An 18,080-nucleotide genomic window follows, 5' to 3' on the forward strand; every position below is an offset into this window, starting at 1 on the left:
CCGTGCACCTCCTACGATTTATTTGACAAGTAAGCTTTCAGTTCTTTCGCGAATCTCCAACCTACTTCTTCAGCGATTTCATCAATTCTCTCGTCCAAGTTATCTCCGTCGCCTACCACAACTTGTCCTATCATCCCTTCAAAGTCCATTTGAATGTGAGTTTCTCTTCCATTATCACCAGAGTAGTCCTCTTCCGGTGCTTTGTATTCGGGCGCTTGATATCTAGGTGCATTCCCTACGATTCCACCTTCTGCATAGGGTTTAACACCGAGCGCTTCACCAGTCTGTTGCCATAAGCCAAGAGCTCTGTCTCTTCTCTTAGCACTTAAAGGAATGATAGACTCTGGACCATCTTCGGCCACTAATCCTACGTGAGGGCTGCTTAATATTCCGCCCTCTGCATGAGGTGTGATTTTGTTCATGACCCAAGAGGCGCCCCTTGAAATAGAGCTACCTAAGCTTGATGCAGTGCTCTTCGCTTTATTAAAAGCGCTAGTGACCGCACCTGCCAAACGGGATCCCCAGCTGCGGAAAGTACCTACCAATCCACTGAAGACACTGGATGCTGAAGGAGCAATACGAGCGATGATTCCAGCAACTCCTCCAGGAAGTCCTCGGACACCACTGATACCGCTAGATTCAGCACTCTTCATTCTGGAGAGGAACAAACTAGTTAGAGGACTCAACTTCCCTGAAGATAACCCTGGCAATCGTCCTAGGATGCCTCCGACACCGCCAGGCATTCCACTCACTCCGCTAACACCTGAATCTCCTGCTGAACCCATCATAGAGCCGAACAACCATCCAAGAGGGCTGAGTACTCCTGATGAAATCCCAGGAAGTCTACCTAGAATACCACCTACGCCTCCAGGCATGCCATTTATACCTTGGATACCCTGACGGCTTGCTCCTCCCATTGTTCGACCAAGTACACCACCCAAAGGAAATAAAGCAGCTGCACTTGCGCCTGGTACGCTCCCAGCGATTCTGCTTACTCCTGAAGGCAATCCGTTAATTCCTGATAACCCGTCCTGTTTGGCAGAACCAAACCATCTGCCGAACTTGGGACCTAGTGCCCCTAAAATAGAACCTGCATTCCTCGGGAGATTCTGTACCGTTTTCTTGAAGCCAGAGGAGAACTCATCGACTTTTTCTTTTGCGGGACCGAAATTTAGTTTCTTAGCAAAATCGAATGTTTTCCCTCCGAGTAATCGTCCGAGCGAATCCCCGCCAATAGATCCGGCTATACCTCCAACAGTTCCGCCAATAGCTGTTCCTATGCCAGGAACCACAGAACCGATTGCAGCTCCAGTTGCGGCTCCGCCTAAACCTCCAGCCATTCCTCCGGCCGCTTGTGATTTGGCTCTTCCGCCTTTGGCAGTCATCATTTCAAGAGCACCTAAAGCCCCGCCTAATAGAGGCACCTTCTTAAGGAAGCTTTTACCTTTTGATAAAAATCCAACAGCCGGAGCTTTAGGAGGGGTGGGGCCTTGTGGTGGTTTAGGTGTTTTCGTTTTCCTGGTTCGAGCCTGCTCTTTCCTACGCTGAGCCCGGGTCATAGCAGTGGCCGCTCCCCCAGAACCAGGTCCGCCACCTTTTCCGCCTTTCTTGCTACCGATTAAACCTTTAGTCTTTTTACCTAGCCATCCTGCTAGTTTAAAGCCACCAAGCTTCTTCGTTAATCCAGCAAGTATCGCTGTCGCAAACACGGTACCTAACATGTTCCCTTTGCTTTCGAAAGTGCTAGAGTACACGTTTCCAAGTGATTCGAGAGCTTTGTTGATAATCTTTCCTAAATCGAAGTTATCTGCAAAACCCTCCAAGAAAGAACTAGCTGCGGTTGACCCTGCGTTTACGAACGGGCTTTGGTCCTCTTCTTCGGCCTTTATTCCTGCTAGTGCCATTAACGCAGCACCGAAAGCAGAACCTACCCCCTCACCCATCGTAGTGGCGACAGATTCCATTGCACTGCGACCAGGACCGTCATACCATTCAGCAAATGGCTTAGCTACGAATTCATCCCAAGCAATGTTCATCTTGCCTAAAAAGTCGGCTTCTTTAAATTCACCAGACGTGACTACATCAACTACAACCTCAACACCTGCGTTTAGTTTCTTAGACATAGACTTACCGAAATCCTCGATAGCTTCCTGGTTGTTTGTTATGAAGGACTCAAGTCTCCCAAGTTGGTCGGTAAGATTTTCTACGAACGATCGAGCTGCTGGCCCTAGACCCTTTTCTCCACCAATTACCATGAGCATACCGCTCCACGCAGATCCAAGCATTCTTACAGAGTTATATAAAGTGTCCCTCATCGTTCCTGCCATGTCTGACGCGGCGTCTTCAGAATTGGCAAGTTGTTCTGTATAATCAGCTATTGCTTCTGACCCTGTATCCATAAGTTTTGAAAAAGCAGGACCAGCTTCAAGACCGAATATTCTGTAAGCTTGAGCTCCTTTTAACCCAGCAACCTCTGCTGCTTTGACGATTCCGGGAAGGTCTTTCAATTCACCAGACGAATTGGTGACACTGACTCCTAAACGATCAAGCTCTTTACGCGCCGTACTTGTCGGATCGACCAGCTGTGCAAAGATTCCTCTTAAGGCTGTACCTGCCCTTTCACCTTGAATACCCGCTTTACTAATCAAACCGATTGCTGCAGAGGTCGCTTCTATCGTCTGACCTGCATCAGCTGCAGCAGGGGCTGCGTAGGATAGAGCATTTCCTAATTGTTCAACATTCGTATTTGCCGTGGCTTGTGTCTTAGCCATGACATCTACTATTCGTTTGTATTGATCGATATCGTAACCAAATCCAGTCAAAACATTGGAAGAAATGTCGGCTGCCCTAGCTAAGTCCAGTTGACCAGCAGTTGCTAAATCAAGTGTTTGAGGCAGAGCTGACATAGATTCATTGGCCTTGAAGCCTGCCATTGATAAATAACCCAGTGCATCAGCAGTTTCTACTGAAGTGTACTCCGTTGATTTACCTAATTCTTTTGCCAAGTCACTCATATCGGCAAACTCTTTCTTTGTAGCCCCCGAAACAGCTTGTACTTTGGCCATAGCTTGCTCAAATGCTCCCGCTTCTTTCAAAGCACTAACACCGAGAAGACCAGGACTCAATGCAATAGCGCCCGCTCCCATCATCACCGGGAGCGAGGTCATCATGTTTCTTAAGCCTTCAAAAGACCTACGAATTCCCCTAAATACTGCGAAGGTTCTATCCTTAGCTGTTATGGTTATTTCCCAGGCCCTAGAGGATACTTTGCGTAGTTTGCTATTCACTTGTTTAAGCTTGGTCGATACCTGGTCCGAAAGGGAGACGCGTGGTCGAACTCGAGCATTCCCGACCTTTTTGATTAGTTTCTCTGTTCTGTTGAGCTCTCTCATCAATGATCCTTGCAGGCGTGATTCAGGGGTCAGTACACTGCTGTCAATCTCTTTGAGGTTCTTCTTCGTCCTAGTAATGTCACGTAGTAGAGAACCCTTGGTTTTCATCGTTACTTCTACATCTTCCTTTGATAAAGATTCAAGAAGTTTGTCAGTACGTTTCACTACTGAAGTAACTTTATCCTTTGCATCGATCACTGGTTGAGCTCTTGTGTTGCCTAATCTTTTAACCAGTCGTTCTGCTTTATTGACCTTTTTGGTCATGCGGTCTCGTGCATTTATGATTGGACTTACCTTCATGCTCTTCAGCGCTCTCGCTCTACGCTGTGTCCTGTCGAACGTTTCTTTGATGCGCTTCTCAGCACGCTTGGCCCTTCTTATGGCATCGTCATCATTCACATCAAAGATTATTTCCTCCCGGTAAAATTCATCAGCCATTCAATCCACCTCCTTGCTGCTGTTTTCTTCTCTTGTTTTCTTCTTCAATATCAAAAATAACCCCCTGATATATGAAACGCTTCTCCTCAGGAGGGAGGTTCCAGATATCAGAAGGATATTTACTTAGCTTCTTGGAAGCTTCCCAGACGAGAAAACTTATTCCTCGTCGGGATAGGAGTTTTTTACATCTTCATCCTCAGTCGCGCTGTCATAGTAACCGGATAGATCAAGGACAACATCAGCTAGTTGATTAATCTCACCGGCAAGTAACACTCTTTTGACGACCTGTTCGGCACCAGAGGCTTTGAAAGTAGATAGCATATCCGGGTGATCCCACTTCATTTTCTCGTCTCCACCGATGGCCTTCGTAGCTGCTGCTACAAGAGCACGGTTGAAACGCTTGGTATCAAGATCATGTTTCTCTTCTCCACGTACACGTTTGACGTTTGTGAATCGCTTCTCTAGCTTCTCAATCTCCCCTTCACGAAGTCCGGACATTAAAAAAGAAAGGTCAATACGATCAATCGTAACCTTCCTTTTCGGAATGCTGGCCTCTTCAGACGCAGCGAACAAGCGATCCAGTACACTTTTTTCATTTACAGATTTATTAGTCAATATAATTCCTCCTCTATTATTCCGCTTCGATTGGGTCTAAGAGTTCGAAGCCTTCGAAAGTAAATGGTGTTTCTTGTTCTACTTCTTGACCAGCAGTCCAGTTTGCAAGTTGTACGGAATCCCACTTAACATTTTTAAGGCGCACCCGTTCATGACCGTACGCCTCTGGATCTGCCAGTTTTGAGATAAGTTCTGTTTTTACAGGTGCCCCTCGGTCATCAGCTGCCCAAGCATGTTTCTGAATCATCTTCGAAGTGACCTTGTAACCACTCGCCGTTCCAGTTCCATTCAATCCTGTGACTTTATGTTTTTGCCAGCGAGTCCCCGACAAGTTTAATCCACTTTTCGAAATTTCAACTTCCGCAGTCAAGCTGTTTATATTCTCTTGCCATTCACCGTCTTCCCATAACTCACCAAAACTACCATTAATAACGCGATCTGCATCTTGTGACATATATTTTCACCGTCCTTTTATTATTGGTGGTAACCCGTACCATAGATTTCTTCCATCGTATCGATGTCTGCAACACGATACTCCCAGAAGAATTGATCTTTTCCTGCAGTGGCCATTCGTTCTTGGTCCATTTCTACTGTAAAATCTGGTGCAATCAAAGTTGGTGACAGTGTTTCAAAATAATTTTTCAATGCGGATAGCACATATGCTTGTCCATCAGGATTGTTTGGTACTTTCCCGATAAACTTCTCAATAGATTCACTCGAAGTATCCATATCAATCGCATCTTTCACCCGAACCATCTTGATTTTCTTCCACGTATCGTTTTGATTCTCCCGTAGAGTGTTTAATGTGTTTACTCCACGTTCGCACCTAACCTTCCCATTTTCATAAGACATGACAATGGTTCCAGAAGTTACGGCTTCTTTCTTTTGCTCGTATGTTAATCGTGGCTTTACATCAGTAAATGGTGTAACTGCGAAAGTTACGCTCTCTCTTAAAGGGAGGCCAGATACAAGACCAGCAAAATATGAGGCGACCTCAGCACTTGAGTACCAAACTCCGTCATATTCGCCACTAACACCTATATTGACGATACCCTCGTAGTCTAGTGATCTAGAACGATTAAAACCAGTGCTAGGTGTTTCATCATCTGTGGCTGACCCGCCTAGGAAGGTTGTAATTTTCTTTCCTTGACTTCTTAATCGCTTGGTCCATTCCGCGACAGATGCTCTAAGATCAGCATCGACAATGCCGTCTAAAGTAAAAGCATCAAAACGGTGCGCTTCGAAAGCGGTTAAAGCATCCATATATTGTTCATTGGTTACACTAGCGACTCCAGAATTACCACCCGCTAAAGGTTCGTTCGTCACAGAAGCTAAAGTGCCATCATTATCCTTTGTTGCAGTCAACCATTCATTCCTGGTGCTCGTATTTACAGCAGATACCAGGGCATCAATATCAGAAAACGGGACTTCAAATAACTTTCTCGTTCCCTCATAAAGGATCAATTCTTGACTCCCTTGTTCTGTTAGACTATCCCGGATAGTAACGTTAAACTCCAATGATGTAGGGTGTTTAGTAGTCAGCGTTAAAACATCTACCGCAGCTCCATCCTGGAGTTTCACACTGGCCTTAGCTTCAGAACCATCGGCCACCCGGTAACCTATTACTTTGTTAGGATTTCCTAGTAGCATGAGGGAAATTAGTTTAAATGCAGTGAACCCACCACCAAAGTCAGTGTGATACACGTTTTTCAATTCATCTTCACTGGTAATTTCAACAAGTTCACCTACAGGACCCCAGTTTGCCTTCACAGGAATAGCTACTATTCCTCGAGTTCCATTACTAGATGTATTCTTCGCTGCAGAAATGAAGCGCATATACGCTCCGGCTAGAGTTTTGTCCTCACCAGGACTCCATTCTCCTCTTCCCATTTACTACACCTTCCTTTTCATAAATTTATTGATAGCAGATTTTACCTCATCCACCGTAAAGATTTCCTTTTCAAAACTATTCAGTGCTCCAACAACAACTTCAGGAGAAACGTTGAAAGCAGCATTCGCATTGGTAACTAACTCACTTTTGTTGTAAGTCGGTTCTTTCTTAGCTGCCTCTTTTTTATTGACGTGATCTTTACTATCTCGTTGACTCATTACTTCACCCCACTTCCCCATCTGAATTCATCTGCTCAATCACCGTAACTTCCTCATAAGGACGTTTAGTCCTTCGTTTTAATCGGAGTGTGATTTGACCTCTATTTAATCCATCAGCAAGAAAATCCCCACGAGGTTGAACGACTGTCATGAATTTTTTATTTTCGATGTCCAAAGGGACCTTAATGTCTGACATGAATTGTTCAACCAACGCAGAAATTGCTCTTATCCTAAGGTTAGGAGATTCAGAGATTACATGCCCCACAACCTCTTTCCTAACCTCGAAGGACGCCCGGCTTACACCTTCCACCCGGTAATCATTCAGCCTCCACAACACTGAAGGTCGCTTGTAACCTAAAGGTAGACGGTTTTCGTAAACTGTCCATTCTGGGTTAGCCGGATCCTCATTTAAAAGCTCTCCCGACCAACTTGATAGAGCCTCTAACCAATGATCTGTTAAAACATCTGGTGACACGTCCACTTGCTGAAGAGCCATAACTGCAAATCGTAATCCGCGCGTTATAGCATCCCATTCATGATCGGTTACATCCTGGCCAGACGTCCCTAGATACACGCAAGAAAAGACAGCGCCTGTGGTCTGATCGGTAATTAGTTGTTGATCCAATGCCTCTATAATTTTCTTTTGCAGGTCATCCACTTTAGTGAATGTAGTCCTCGAAACATAAGGCCATATCTCAACAATTCTTCGAAACCCTACCCAATCACTATCCTCGGTATCTACACCTTGTCTGATTACTCCATAAGGCTTTTCCGATTGAGGTCCAGCCACATGAGGTTCATAGACGTCTTTGAATTCAGGTATGCTATTCATTAACTGTTCTCTTATGGCATTCCTCATCGTTAGTCCCTCCTGAATAATCGGTGCACGCTATCTCTCATCTTGTTCCAATGGACGTCAACAGTAGGCCCAATAATCGGTTGAGCTTTTATACCTGGATGAATGACTTCCCTTACTGGGTGTGAAGCGCCATACCAAAATAAGGCTTGCTTGTTTTTCGGTTTGATTTTATAGGGTACCCCTTTCGGACCGTGAATCCCTGTTCCTTCCTCCAGATAGTTACCAGCTTCAGACCCGTGAGATAAATAGGTAGTTACTTCATCGCCGTTTACTTCCACACCAGAGTGGATGGATTGTCTTGTGTGTCCTGTTCGGTCAACCCATTCAGCATGAGTTTTGGCATATCGCTCCATAGTACCAGCGTAGTTATCTGCCAAAGCATGAAGCTCCGCTTTCTTCCTATTCAACTTTTGCTCATAAGAAAAAGCCATCTACCCCACCCTCTCCAGGTCGGCTTGATAGCCTACAATCTGATTCATAACGATTTGAGGACGAACGGCGGTAATGACGAAATGGCCGTACCCTCCAGCTTCAAACCGATCTTCTACATTTGTTCCAGATTTTAAGTCAGCCTCTGAATCAGCTAACATCGACCAGCTGTCATTTGTTTGTTTCGCCCCGACAACACCATTTGTCTCTTTCGTTTCTGTGGTTGAAGCTTGGTAAATGCGCACAGTAAAAGGGCCAGGGTTAGATTCTGCTTCATCGAATCCACCCCCAACCCTTTTCTTTTCCGTTCGGGATATAGTGATGTCTGTCGGGTTTCTCTGGATATTCCATTTGATATGGTCTTTCCGGACTTTAACGAAATCCATTTAGAGCACCTCCGGAGGCTTTATTTTAAACAAAACCCCTCCGGAGCTTTCCTTACCCATCTCTTGATAATGATTAGCCATTGCCATTGCATGGGTCATCTTATCTTTTAGGGAGGTTAGTGTGTACTGCTCATCACCTGTAGAATACTTCTCAATATCCCCTTGGAGTAGGGCTGCCTTTTCAGCCCACCCCTTGGATGCAGCTGTGTAAACATTCGATGATTCTTGGAGCAAACCATCCAGTTCAACATCACTAAAGTTCGTGTCTGCCTCCGATCCACCGCTGGGAACCTTCTCGTTCAGCAATTTACGCAGCTTGTTTCTCAACTCCTTGGTTGGAGTCATAGTACTTCACCTCCTTAGGATTGACCAGGAAGCGTAATTTCTTGGACGTTTTCATCGACAGCTGCGAATACACCACGCCAGAAGTCACCAACAACCTGACTTTCAACCAGACGAGTGATGTCGCCCATCGTAGCATTGATTTGAAGGTCTTGCTTGATAAGTTCCTTGAATCCTCGCTTCGGACGGATGGCGTATAATTTGCCTGGAGCCACTCCATCATATGCATATTTCTTCTTGCCAACGTTCGTTTCATAACCATCGTAATAAATCACACTCTCCACACCATCCAAAGCGCGGTACGGTGTTCCGTTGATGGATACGCTGGCCATTGCTTCTTCGATATCATACTGATCAGCAGAGTTAGCCAAAAGGATTGTTCCTGGACGTTTCGCTGTCCGGGTGTCTTGCAATCCTTGCTTGATTGTTTCACGGAGACTCAACAGATAGTGGCTATCTGCTTGTGCAATTACCTGCCTGTTCTGGTCAACATACTTTGGTGCCGTTTTGTTGGCCGCTTTGTAGGTATGCTTGAGAATCGGCGCCAGGTGCAGGTGGTTCAGCATCGCGTTATGGGCTTCACCAAAGGCTCTGTTCAAAAGCTCTAGGTTGAACGATGCATTAAACATATCGATTTCCTTCGTGTACTCAAAACCTGCAGCATAACCTTTAATATATGCAGTAGGCCCTTGCTCAGCGCTCAATGATCCAAATTTAACCTCTTCACCTTCCATGTGTTCGAAGAAAATGACGGAACCATACTGCGCCCACTTCGCTTCAAACTGTTGAGGAAAGTTAGGGTCTTGGATACGCTCATAAATTGCATTGTAAAGCACCGGGACTTCTTCACGTCCGAGTTCGACATCAAGAACAACTTTCTGCATGAGCTCTTTTCGGGTCTTCTCGTTGGTAAGCATTTCCCCGACAGGCTTTCCTAAGTCGTATGTCTCCATCTCTCCATTTACGATCCGCTTTTTTGTAGATAGTGGCGCTCCATTAAGCGTGAAGCCAATATCATTCTCAATTGTTCCGGATCGACGTTGTTCTTTTACTGTTGCTGGACTAATAATTTTCATGTCTCTCTATTCCCCCTTCTTAAACTTGCGGTCCTAAAATGAAATGAATAACGTTGTTTGCATCCTTGGCTTCTGTAACAAGCCCTACCGAACGATAAGGAACAGGTTCCGTATCCCCGGATTCAGCCGTTTCTGTAAGTTTTTTTGTAGATGGATTAAAGTAAATCTTCGTACCTTTGGCGAAATCTTGAGACGTACTGATTTGATCTGTCTCAAATTCCGCTTGTTCAATGTTCAAGATGACGTCCGTTGTTTCTCCAGCTCCGGTTACCGCAGATTGCATTGCGACACCAATAAAACCATCTAATTCATAAACCCCACCAGCAGCTACGGTGGTATTTTCCGGAACAGTAACGTGAACACTTTTTCCATCACCCACTTTTGCTCGATTAGACTGGTGAGTCGTCGTAGGTACAGGTTGTCCTTGAAATGGCATTTAAAACGGCCTCCTTATAGCGCAGTGCGCTTTGTTTTTAGTCCTTGTGATTGATTACCCTCGGGAGCACTTGTTCCGATTCCAGCAGGTGTATCTTTGTGATAGGAATCAATGATGCCCTTGACCACTTTATCGTCAAGGAAATTATCCAATTCACCAGAAATTTTGTCCTTCTCCATGCCAGGCGTCAGTGTCTTGGAATGATAAGAGAATAGCTTGCCGATTTGCGTCTCTGTGTTATGAATATCTTTCTTCACAGCGTCAGACTTCACTTTCTCATCCATCATTTCACCGACTGTCTTGTTGAAGTCAGCACTTTCTTTCTCCTTCATCGCTTCCGCAGCTGCTTCAGCAACTTTCGTGATGTCCATTTCTCCTGAGATTCCCAGCTTCCCTGCTACTTCCTTCAGCGTCTTCTCAGCTTTTGTTTTCTCATCGAGCCAGGAAGAGTCCATTTCTCCTGCTACCTGATCAACCGACATCCCGATTTCACCGGCGATCATCGGAACTGTAATTTGTTTGTTCTTAACCATCTGTCCAAGTTGTTTCAATAATTCTTGTGGGTCCATGCGTCTAGCACCTCCATTTTTATTTTCATCCTTACCTGGTCCCGATCCGTCAACGTCCCACATCTCACCGGAAGTGGCCACAATCTTAGTAGGCATCCCTGCCCGGTCGAGCGGTGTCCAGTCAATTGACAAGGCGTCATAATCAACTACCTGTGTTTCTCCATTTGAAGTCTGCAGTTTAGGGTATCCGAAAATACTTACCTGTTTAATCCGACCTGTGCGTATCCAACGCTTCAGATCAGGCGCAGCCTTATCAATAACTCCACGAAAAAAAGCTGACTCCCCTTCCATCTTCGCCCCAATCCAGTGAGTGACCGGTTCTTCAAACCGATTCTTCACTTCTTCAGGCTTCTGATGGCCGAGGAAACCAGCCAATGTATTTCGCATTACCTTCTCGACAATGCTCTGCAGTGCGAATTTCGTGTAGTTCCACCCTCGAGTGGATGGACCTGCGGGGATCTCGACAACAACTTCCATGAAATCATCATCGTGTTTCTTGAAATCATCTAGATTCACTCCTGATGCAAGAGGAACGCCAGTGGTTTTCATCTCACCACTTAAATTCCCAAATAGCATCATAAGCTGCTCTTTCTTCTGTTTACTCAATGTTTCTCACCCCCTTTCAATTTTTCTTTTATTTCATCAGCTTCTTTGAGTATCCTTCTGCTTTTCAATCCATTCATAATTAAGAGGATACTCCCCGCAAGTAACAAAAGAGCAATCACAATACGAAGCACATCCAGTACTCCTTCAGAGAAAATGAACACGACCGGGTCTGTCATCCTCTTTCACCCCTTTCCACAACTTCGTATTCACTATCATGGATAGGGATAGGGTGTTCTTTAACCTCAACAGATGCAACGATTATACTTCTAGGTGTCCAATGATCTTTTTTCACTGTAAATATATCGCCATTCTTATAGACACCATCATTTAGGTCAGGAAGGGCGTCAACTATTTTTATTTTTTCGCCAGGTTGAGGTCTGCCTTCTCCTGAAATGTATTCAAAATCAGCCATAAACTCCCTCCTTTATGCAGCTTTATAGACTTCCTTGTACCATTCTTCAATTTGCGGTTGTGACTGCGGGTTCTCCCGCCATTCTTTGAGCTTATCAACGAAGTCATCTGGATCTTCATGAACAGGCAATAAGCTACACAAGCAATTCGGGTGAGGCGGAAACATAGGCTCCTCACCAACAGGATAAACACCCCTACCTAACCCGTGATCAGCATTAGCAAATGTATCGCAAATATCTACTACTGGATGTGAAGGGGATAAAACCCACTGTATGCCCTTGGAAGATGGGGAAACTCTCACAGATTGGATGGTGCCTTCTCCAAATGCGGCAGTCATTTCAGTTCTGGCAAGTCTGAGGGCTTCATAGGAGACATCCTGAGGTATTCTATTACCAAGACGCTTCATCATATTCGGATAATCTCTAGCTAGTGTCTGCTTGCCGTTCTGTGCGTATTTTTCTAATGAACGTGCAACCTCCCTGACGTCTTTCCCCATTACAATTCCTTCTTGGATGATAGTCCTTATCGAAGTGCCCGCCTTTTGGCTATTCCGCCATATTCGGTCAGAAGTACTCAATCCATTAATAGTCCTGGCATAAACCGCCTCAGCTGCCCGGACATTAACCTTATGGAACCTACGAATCATCGGAGCTTTGTCGATACCAGCTTCATCTAACAATTTGTATGTGACACCCTGGCTATAAGAAAGACCCGCTTCCACCGCTTCTGCTATGAATTCTGCTGTAGCTTCATCCACTTCTCCATTTAGAGAAGCTATTTCTTGAGCAACCGCCTTTTCCAACTCCACTAAATGACGAATCTTCATTTCTGAATCACCGTTAGCTGCTAAACCTCGGACTTCTTTTGCAATATTCTTGATGATTCGTATATACATAGATTTTATTTTTTTGTCTTGCTTCAGCCGAATCTCAACATATTTCTTCCTGGCTTCCAGTGCGTATTTCGCGTAAGGACCAGAGTGATACCTCAGGCGCTCAACCAACTCCCTTGCTGACTGCCCGAATAAATCGCTCATTTACCCCGTCCCCTTACGTATCTGTTCCAGTACCTTGTCTATCTCTTTTACCTGGCTCTCATTGAACTGACTGTCTTCCAGGCGCATGTTCATGAGTCTTGTATGCATGATCTTCTCACGCTCTCCTGGCACTTCTTGATCATCTGTTACGAAGTTGTTCATCGTATCGATGTACTTTGTCAATAGGTTGACTGCTGACTCCAGGGATACCACCCCTTTGTCTACTCCAATACTCATCGCTTCAACCATAGCTTTAACTTCCTCAGCAATATCTTTGCCATCACGTGGGTCAATATCATCCCACTGCAACGTTGTTTTAAATGTGCTGTATGATCTGTTATCTGCTTCGGACGTCATGGCCAATACGATTCGGCACATACGCTTGAAAGGCTCGTCGTAATGTTCTCGTTTCCTGGCTATTCGCCGAATTAGAATAGGCATCTGCTCTTTAACACTGGATAAGCTGGATGGCGTATGAACCCCGAATACAAATTCCGGAGTCTCAGACACATCGACAATGCAATAAAAGAGGAACTTCAACAAGACTGCTGCGTCGCCAATCGCACTCTTCACTTCAACAAACTCTGCTTCTTCCGTCTCGGACAACATCAAAAGCTCATGTCCGTCCAAGTCTATCTGCCCGCCTTCCTTAGCGAACTTCGCCGGGTCCGTCACCCCGAAATTGTTTCTGAGGAATTCCCCTACGTCTTTCAGCTTAAGTTTAAGCCTAGGAGTGCTATGCAATTTAGAACCTTGAATAGCGTGAAGCATAACGTCATGATAGGCTTTCATGAACGGTTCGATAGGTTCGAGATCAGAACGACCGAACTCTTCGTGCACATCTCCTTCATTTTTAAAATGCACAATAGGTATGAATCCCCACTTGTTCAGTTGTTCCCCCATCTCCATGCCAGGGGGAACTTCGTCGTCCGTAGAAATCACCCGCTTATCCTTGGTAATCCTTTGAGTTATCTTTGAGTTCACCTCCACTCCAGTTTCATTCATCCAGGAGTGAATAGATTCAAGAATGTATTCAACCGGATTCCCAGTGACAGGGTCTCTGTTTATTTTTGTGACCTGCTCAGGAGGAATGATGTTATACATCAGCCGTGCGCCTTCCTTCGGGTATAGCTTGTTATCATGAACATCTTCTCTGGTGATCCAAACAAAACCATCACCCTCTCGACCAGAATTTCTAAGTGTACGCTGCATCTTAGAAACGTTGTCGTCGAAAAAAGCGTCCAACGCCTTCTGTGCTTCTTCATCCTCTGATATCGGTCGAGGAACCCCCATAAATCCAACTGTCGTGTTGACAACTGGCTTCGCAAAGCCTGCCCCGAGTTTGTAGTCATCAGCAGTGTTGTGGTAAAGATTCCTGGCTTTATCAACGTCAACTCGAGAGGAGTCTAGCTTGTAACCTGAGTTCATCGTTCCGCCAAGGAAGTTCCAACCAAGCTTATTCGATAGTTGATTACGTAGCTTAGACATTTCCCCCACTGCTTTTTGATACCAGCTATTAGCCATATACTTTCACCCCCCGTAATAATTGTGCAGAGTCCTCATCCATCACTCCTTTAACCTTGGCAAACGCCAGAACAAGCGCATCTGCACGGTCGGGTGACTTGACTCCTCTTCGCTTCATTTCGTCTTTTGATTCCAGCTTGATTTTCCCTTTAGATGTAACGGTGTACTTCCTCGTGGTGAGCTGGCCTATCATATCCTCATCATTCGGAATCTTGATAGCATCAGCTTGCAGTAAATCTCTAATATTCGCCCAAGACTCTGTTCCCCAGTTATCGTAATGATCTTTGTCATTAGCAACTCCACCGTTATGACAGTCAACCACTTTAATATGCAGCCCCTCTTCTCGAACCACTTCTCTGAGACGGTCGGTAACAGCTCCACCTACGCCGTCATCATCGACTTTAACTGTGCATCGAGGGCGCCCGTAAGTACGCATCATGTCCCTGGCCACTTGAATGACGTTTCCTGTGGTGACCATCGTGTCCTGTTTGTTATACCAATTGAAATAAGGAACGTGATTACCAATACGAGGAACAATAGTCGTCTCATCATCGCCAAAACGCGCAACGTCGACTCCAATCTCTACTTCTGCTTGATCTGGAACAATGAGGTCCTGGTTCTCGTCTTCCTCGTACACATCTCTTGCAGCTGCTTTCTCAGCGAGCTCCAAGTAAATGAATGTGTCCGGCTCACTTCTAGGAAACTCTCCATCAACACGGACACGAACCACATCACTATCGCGCCCGTATTTCCTCTCGAGCATGGCGATGTTCTTTTTGCTTGTTCTCTCGCTGTCTCTGGAGGATACTCTGTGTGCTTTATAGTTGGACCGGTCTTTATGGTGGGAATCATAAAAAAAACCGCTGGTGCGGGTTGGGTTACCACACATCAACAGTTTGTTTTCGTTTCCGGACAACGTACCGAAAATTGCTTCCATGATCTTGTCATCAATACCTGACGCTTCATCAGCAATAAAAAGCATGTAATCTTCGTGGAAACCTTGCATATTTTCAGGTTTGGTAGCTGTTCGGGCAGTAGCAAACCACCGCTTCTCATATCCAGCCATATACACTTTGGTTTTCGTCCACTTCAAAAGCTTCTTCACTTTAGAGGTCTCAAGCCACTTGGCAATCTCTGCCCACAATACGTCGTTCAATTGTTGCCTGGTGGGAGCCGTACAAACTACCCTCGGATTCGGTCTGCAGGTGAGGAACCATATCGCTGCCACTGCTTCGATACCGGTTTTACCTATACCTTGGCCTGATCGGACAGTAACCATCGGATGACCCGCTAAGTCTCGAAGGATGGCTGATTGAAATTTATCAGGATAGAAACCTAGCATATCTTCAGCAAAAGCCACTGGATCATCCCAATACACTTCCAATAAATCTAAGATGACATTATACGGCTTCGTCATCCTCCATCACCTTTCTTTTCGCGGCGTCGATCGGCCACCTCTTTAAGGGCTCCAACCCAATCCTCTGTATTCTTATCGTCGTTACTTCCTTCTATCGCTTCTGTTTCAGCCTGGGTCTTCGCGATATCAGCACGCATTTTCTCTTCCTGTAATTTACGTTTATCTGCTTCAGGCAACATGTCAAAGTACTGCCACAACTTGTCCAGAGCCTTCATTTTGTCGGCCAACTTAACAGACACGCCATCACGTCCATGTTTGACCTCTGTAACAATCGTGCCGTCAACTAACTCACTGTCTTTAAAGAACACTTCGTTATACGAATCCACCCTTGGAACAATATCCTTCACAGTTCCATCCTGATTGAGGAGAACATCCTTCTTACCGGTATCGACATCTTTTCTCGTAAACGTTACGAAATCCGTGATGTCTGCGAATGCGATTTCTGCATATTTGCGAAGAACGTCCATGGCATCCAGGAACAGCGCGTCCGTCATGTTGCTCTTCAGGTCCAGGATATACTCACGAACCTTAGCATTTCTTAGCAACCTGCTCCCTTCTACATGAGCGCTATCAGGAGCATATCCCGCTTTGATAGCAGACTGTGTAGCATTGAAGGTTTTAATATAATGAACACAAAAAAGCCTTTGCTTATCAGTGAGTTCATCACTTGGCAAAGACTCTGGTTCGCTCGCTTCTTCATCAGTAGCATCCCGTATTTGATTCGTCTCTTTCTTATTAGTAACGCTCCCTTTCGATTTAGTAACGTTACCATTCAATTTCTCGTTCCATTTGTCCTGGCTTTTCCACTTCCTTATCTGCGAAGGAGAGCAATCCAGTTCTTCAGCAATGTCTTTTAATTTCCGTTCACCATTACTGGCTTTCCATAATTCGAATGCTTGGTTACGTCTTGGATCTCTTTTTCTGGCCACTACATCTGCACCTACCCCCAGTTACATTGGAATCCGCGCTTACTCTTCTTTAACCAGATACCAGTATTCTTTATTTCTGATACCTAAATGCGTAGGGTTGCCTAATTCATCGTAATAGTCAGTAAACCCGTATCTTCTAAGAAACTGATAGGCTTTTTTTCTTCGCACTTCTTCCCATCCAATTACAAGTTCTTCGTTGCGATCCATTTTTCCGGCAAAGTCCAATATGTGGTCCATCGCCCACTTCATCGCTGTTAACGTTCCATTTCCTGTAACTATGTTTTTCGGTTTATTTTTTTGATTATGTTTGAACCAGCGATTTGCTTCTTTTCGCGAACCTATATAAAAACCGACGAACCATTGATAAGAAATCTCAGGATCAGCATCTTCTATATAGGGAGCTCTCAATCTATAAAAATATAAATTAACCTCTTGGCCATTCGGCAGCTGCTCTCTCAACCGATATTCACTCCGTCTCTTGTTATAGACACGCAGCATCCTATTCCCCTCCCTGTGCTTAACCACAAAAAAGAACACTCTATAAGAGTGCTCCAGAATTCGTGTTTTAAGTTCATTCACCCGGGAGGGTGATAGGCGCTTAGAATTTTTCTATGTGCTTCGCCCGAAGAGCAAAGCCGCGCCGACCTGCCTCCCATTATACCATATTAGGAAAAATATTCTTCACTTATAGTTGGCAAACGTAAGACGATTTTAGCCGTTCAATTCCCGTAATAATTCCTCTTTTTTATTTTGCAATTTGCTTATGAGGCTTATCATTTCATCCTGTAATGAAAAAATAAATTCTTGGTCCTTATCGTGGATATTAATTTTAATACTTGTGTATTCATTTAATTCCTCTCTGGAAAGTACACTCAAAGATATGCCACCGACCAAACTCTCAAAAGAAAGGTCGTACTTTTCTACAATACGATGTTTAAACTTCTCTAATTCTCTTATAGGATTTAACATTAAACTATTTTCAATAGACCTAATTCGACTCCTAAAATTAAGAAACAACTCATATGTGTCTGAACCTATGTAGACTATATCGCTCTGAATATTATTGAGCCTATTTTTTGTGTATTCTTCATAGGCGTCAGTTAATTCCAATGAAATTTCATTGTTCACATTATGAAAGGTACCTTGATCACTATATGGATCTATCCTTTCATTTATTTTTGAAATTTCCGTGACACCATCATCCAGTTTAATGATACATCTCTCAATATTATCTATCTTTTTAGGAAACTCATCTTTCTTCCTTAACTTTTCATTTTCTTTAATGGTAATTAAAACCCCGACCAATGTTATAGTTCCACCTAATACTGCTCCTATAAAGCCAATAAACCCAGCGATTATTGTGTCATTCCACCCCAGAAATAATTTGACTATCCCTAAATATATAAAGATATCGGCTATAATCAAAGACGCCAGTATCAGTATCGCAAAAAAATTATTTTTTATAATTCTCACAACCTCCCCCCTATGTAATTTAAATATTAAACA

General features: G+C 44.4%; 20 protein-coding genes. All 20 read right to left on the reverse strand.

Translation table 11 applies throughout. The features are described 5' to 3' along the window. Positions 1–11: 11 nt before the first annotated feature. Positions 12–3,830, reverse strand: coding sequence for a phage tail tape measure protein (locus HLI_RS08905; protein WP_128524661.1), 3,819 nt, complete (start codon positions 3,828–3,830; stop codon positions 12–14). A 156-nt stretch (positions 3,831–3,986) separates the two neighbouring features. After that, the gene (locus HLI_RS08910) at positions 3,987–4,445 is read right to left on the reverse strand and encodes a phage tail assembly chaperone (protein ID WP_164908525.1); all 459 of its coding nucleotides are present in this window, start codon (positions 4,443–4,445) and stop codon (positions 3,987–3,989) included. Between the two features lie 16 nt (positions 4,446–4,461). Then, positions 4,462–4,899, reverse strand: coding sequence for a phage tail tube protein (locus HLI_RS08915; RefSeq protein ID WP_128524663.1), 438 nt, complete (start codon positions 4,897–4,899; stop codon positions 4,462–4,464). 20 nt (positions 4,900–4,919) lie between these two features. After that, positions 4,920–6,335, reverse strand: coding sequence for a phage tail sheath family protein (locus HLI_RS08920; protein WP_128524664.1), 1,416 nt, complete (start codon positions 6,333–6,335; stop codon positions 4,920–4,922). A 3-nt stretch (positions 6,336–6,338) separates the two neighbouring features. Continuing rightward, complete coding sequence (locus tag HLI_RS08925; RefSeq protein ID WP_128524665.1) at positions 6,339–6,554, reverse strand: YqzN/YkzM domain-containing protein; 216 nt, start codon at positions 6,552–6,554, stop codon at positions 6,339–6,341. 4 nt (positions 6,555–6,558) lie between these two features. Then, entirely contained in the window at positions 6,559–7,413 is an 855-nt protein-coding gene (locus tag HLI_RS08930) for a hypothetical protein (protein WP_128524666.1), read from the reverse strand. Positions 7,414–7,415: 2 nt separating this feature from the next. Next, positions 7,416–7,844, reverse strand: coding sequence for a hypothetical protein (locus tag HLI_RS08935; protein WP_128524667.1), 429 nt, complete (start codon positions 7,842–7,844; stop codon positions 7,416–7,418). Continuing rightward, the gene (locus HLI_RS08940; protein WP_128524668.1) at positions 7,845–8,228 is read right to left on the reverse strand and encodes a hypothetical protein; all 384 of its coding nucleotides are present in this window, start codon (positions 8,226–8,228) and stop codon (positions 7,845–7,847) included. It lies immediately after the preceding gene. Then, on the reverse strand, positions 8,229–8,573 hold the full coding sequence (locus HLI_RS08945; protein ID WP_128524669.1) for a hypothetical protein: 345 nt from the start codon (positions 8,571–8,573) through the stop codon (positions 8,229–8,231). 14 nt (positions 8,574–8,587) lie between these two features. Next, positions 8,588–9,646 (reverse strand): hypothetical protein, encoded by a 1,059-nt coding sequence (locus HLI_RS08950; protein ID WP_128524670.1) that lies wholly within the window; start codon positions 9,644–9,646, stop codon positions 8,588–8,590. A gap of 19 nt (positions 9,647–9,665) precedes the next feature. Beyond that, positions 9,666–10,082: a DUF2190 family protein gene (locus HLI_RS08955; protein ID WP_128524671.1), complete on the reverse strand. Its 417-nt coding sequence runs from the start codon at positions 10,080–10,082 to the stop codon at positions 9,666–9,668. A gap of 14 nt (positions 10,083–10,096) precedes the next feature. Continuing rightward, a complete protein-coding gene (locus tag HLI_RS08960; RefSeq protein WP_241655964.1) occupies positions 10,097–11,257 on the reverse strand; it encodes a hypothetical protein in 1,161 nt (386 codons plus the stop codon). Next, the gene (locus HLI_RS08965) at positions 11,254–11,433 is read right to left on the reverse strand and encodes a hypothetical protein (RefSeq protein ID WP_128524672.1); all 180 of its coding nucleotides are present in this window, start codon (positions 11,431–11,433) and stop codon (positions 11,254–11,256) included. The genes HLI_RS08960 and HLI_RS08965 overlap by 4 nt, the downstream gene beginning before the upstream one ends. Continuing rightward, positions 11,430–11,669, reverse strand: coding sequence for a hypothetical protein (locus HLI_RS08970; protein ID WP_128524673.1), 240 nt, complete (start codon positions 11,667–11,669; stop codon positions 11,430–11,432). The genes HLI_RS08965 and HLI_RS08970 overlap by 4 nt, the downstream gene beginning before the upstream one ends. 12 nt (positions 11,670–11,681) lie before the next feature. Beyond that, positions 11,682–12,704: a hypothetical protein gene (locus HLI_RS08975; RefSeq protein WP_128524674.1), complete on the reverse strand. Its 1,023-nt coding sequence runs from the start codon at positions 12,702–12,704 to the stop codon at positions 11,682–11,684. Then, positions 12,705–14,228, reverse strand: coding sequence for a phage portal protein (locus HLI_RS08980; RefSeq protein ID WP_128524675.1), 1,524 nt, complete (start codon positions 14,226–14,228; stop codon positions 12,705–12,707). Next, positions 14,221–15,645, reverse strand: a complete 1,425-nt coding sequence (locus HLI_RS08985) for a DEAD/DEAH box helicase family protein (RefSeq protein WP_128524676.1) — start codon at positions 15,643–15,645, stop codon at positions 14,221–14,223. Before HLI_RS08985 ends, HLI_RS08980 begins: the two co-directional genes overlap by 8 nt. Further along, positions 15,642–16,574, reverse strand: a complete 933-nt coding sequence (locus HLI_RS08990; RefSeq protein WP_128524677.1) for a terminase small subunit — start codon at positions 16,572–16,574, stop codon at positions 15,642–15,644. Before HLI_RS08990 ends, HLI_RS08985 begins: the two co-directional genes overlap by 4 nt. A gap of 39 nt (positions 16,575–16,613) precedes the next feature. Beyond that, positions 16,614–17,072 carry a hypothetical protein gene (locus tag HLI_RS08995; RefSeq protein WP_128524678.1) on the reverse strand — a complete coding sequence of 153 codons (459 nt, stop codon included), beginning with the start codon at positions 17,070–17,072 and terminating at the stop codon, positions 16,614–16,616. 213 nt (positions 17,073–17,285) lie between these two features. Continuing rightward, on the reverse strand, positions 17,286–18,047 hold the full coding sequence (locus HLI_RS09000; protein ID WP_128524679.1) for a hypothetical protein: 762 nt from the start codon (positions 18,045–18,047) through the stop codon (positions 17,286–17,288). Positions 18,048–18,080 lie beyond the last annotated feature (33 nt).

It is taken from the genome of Halobacillus litoralis (assembly GCF_004101865.1).
Classification (GTDB): domain Bacteria; phylum Bacillota; class Bacilli; order Bacillales; family Halobacillaceae; genus Halobacillus; species Halobacillus litoralis_A.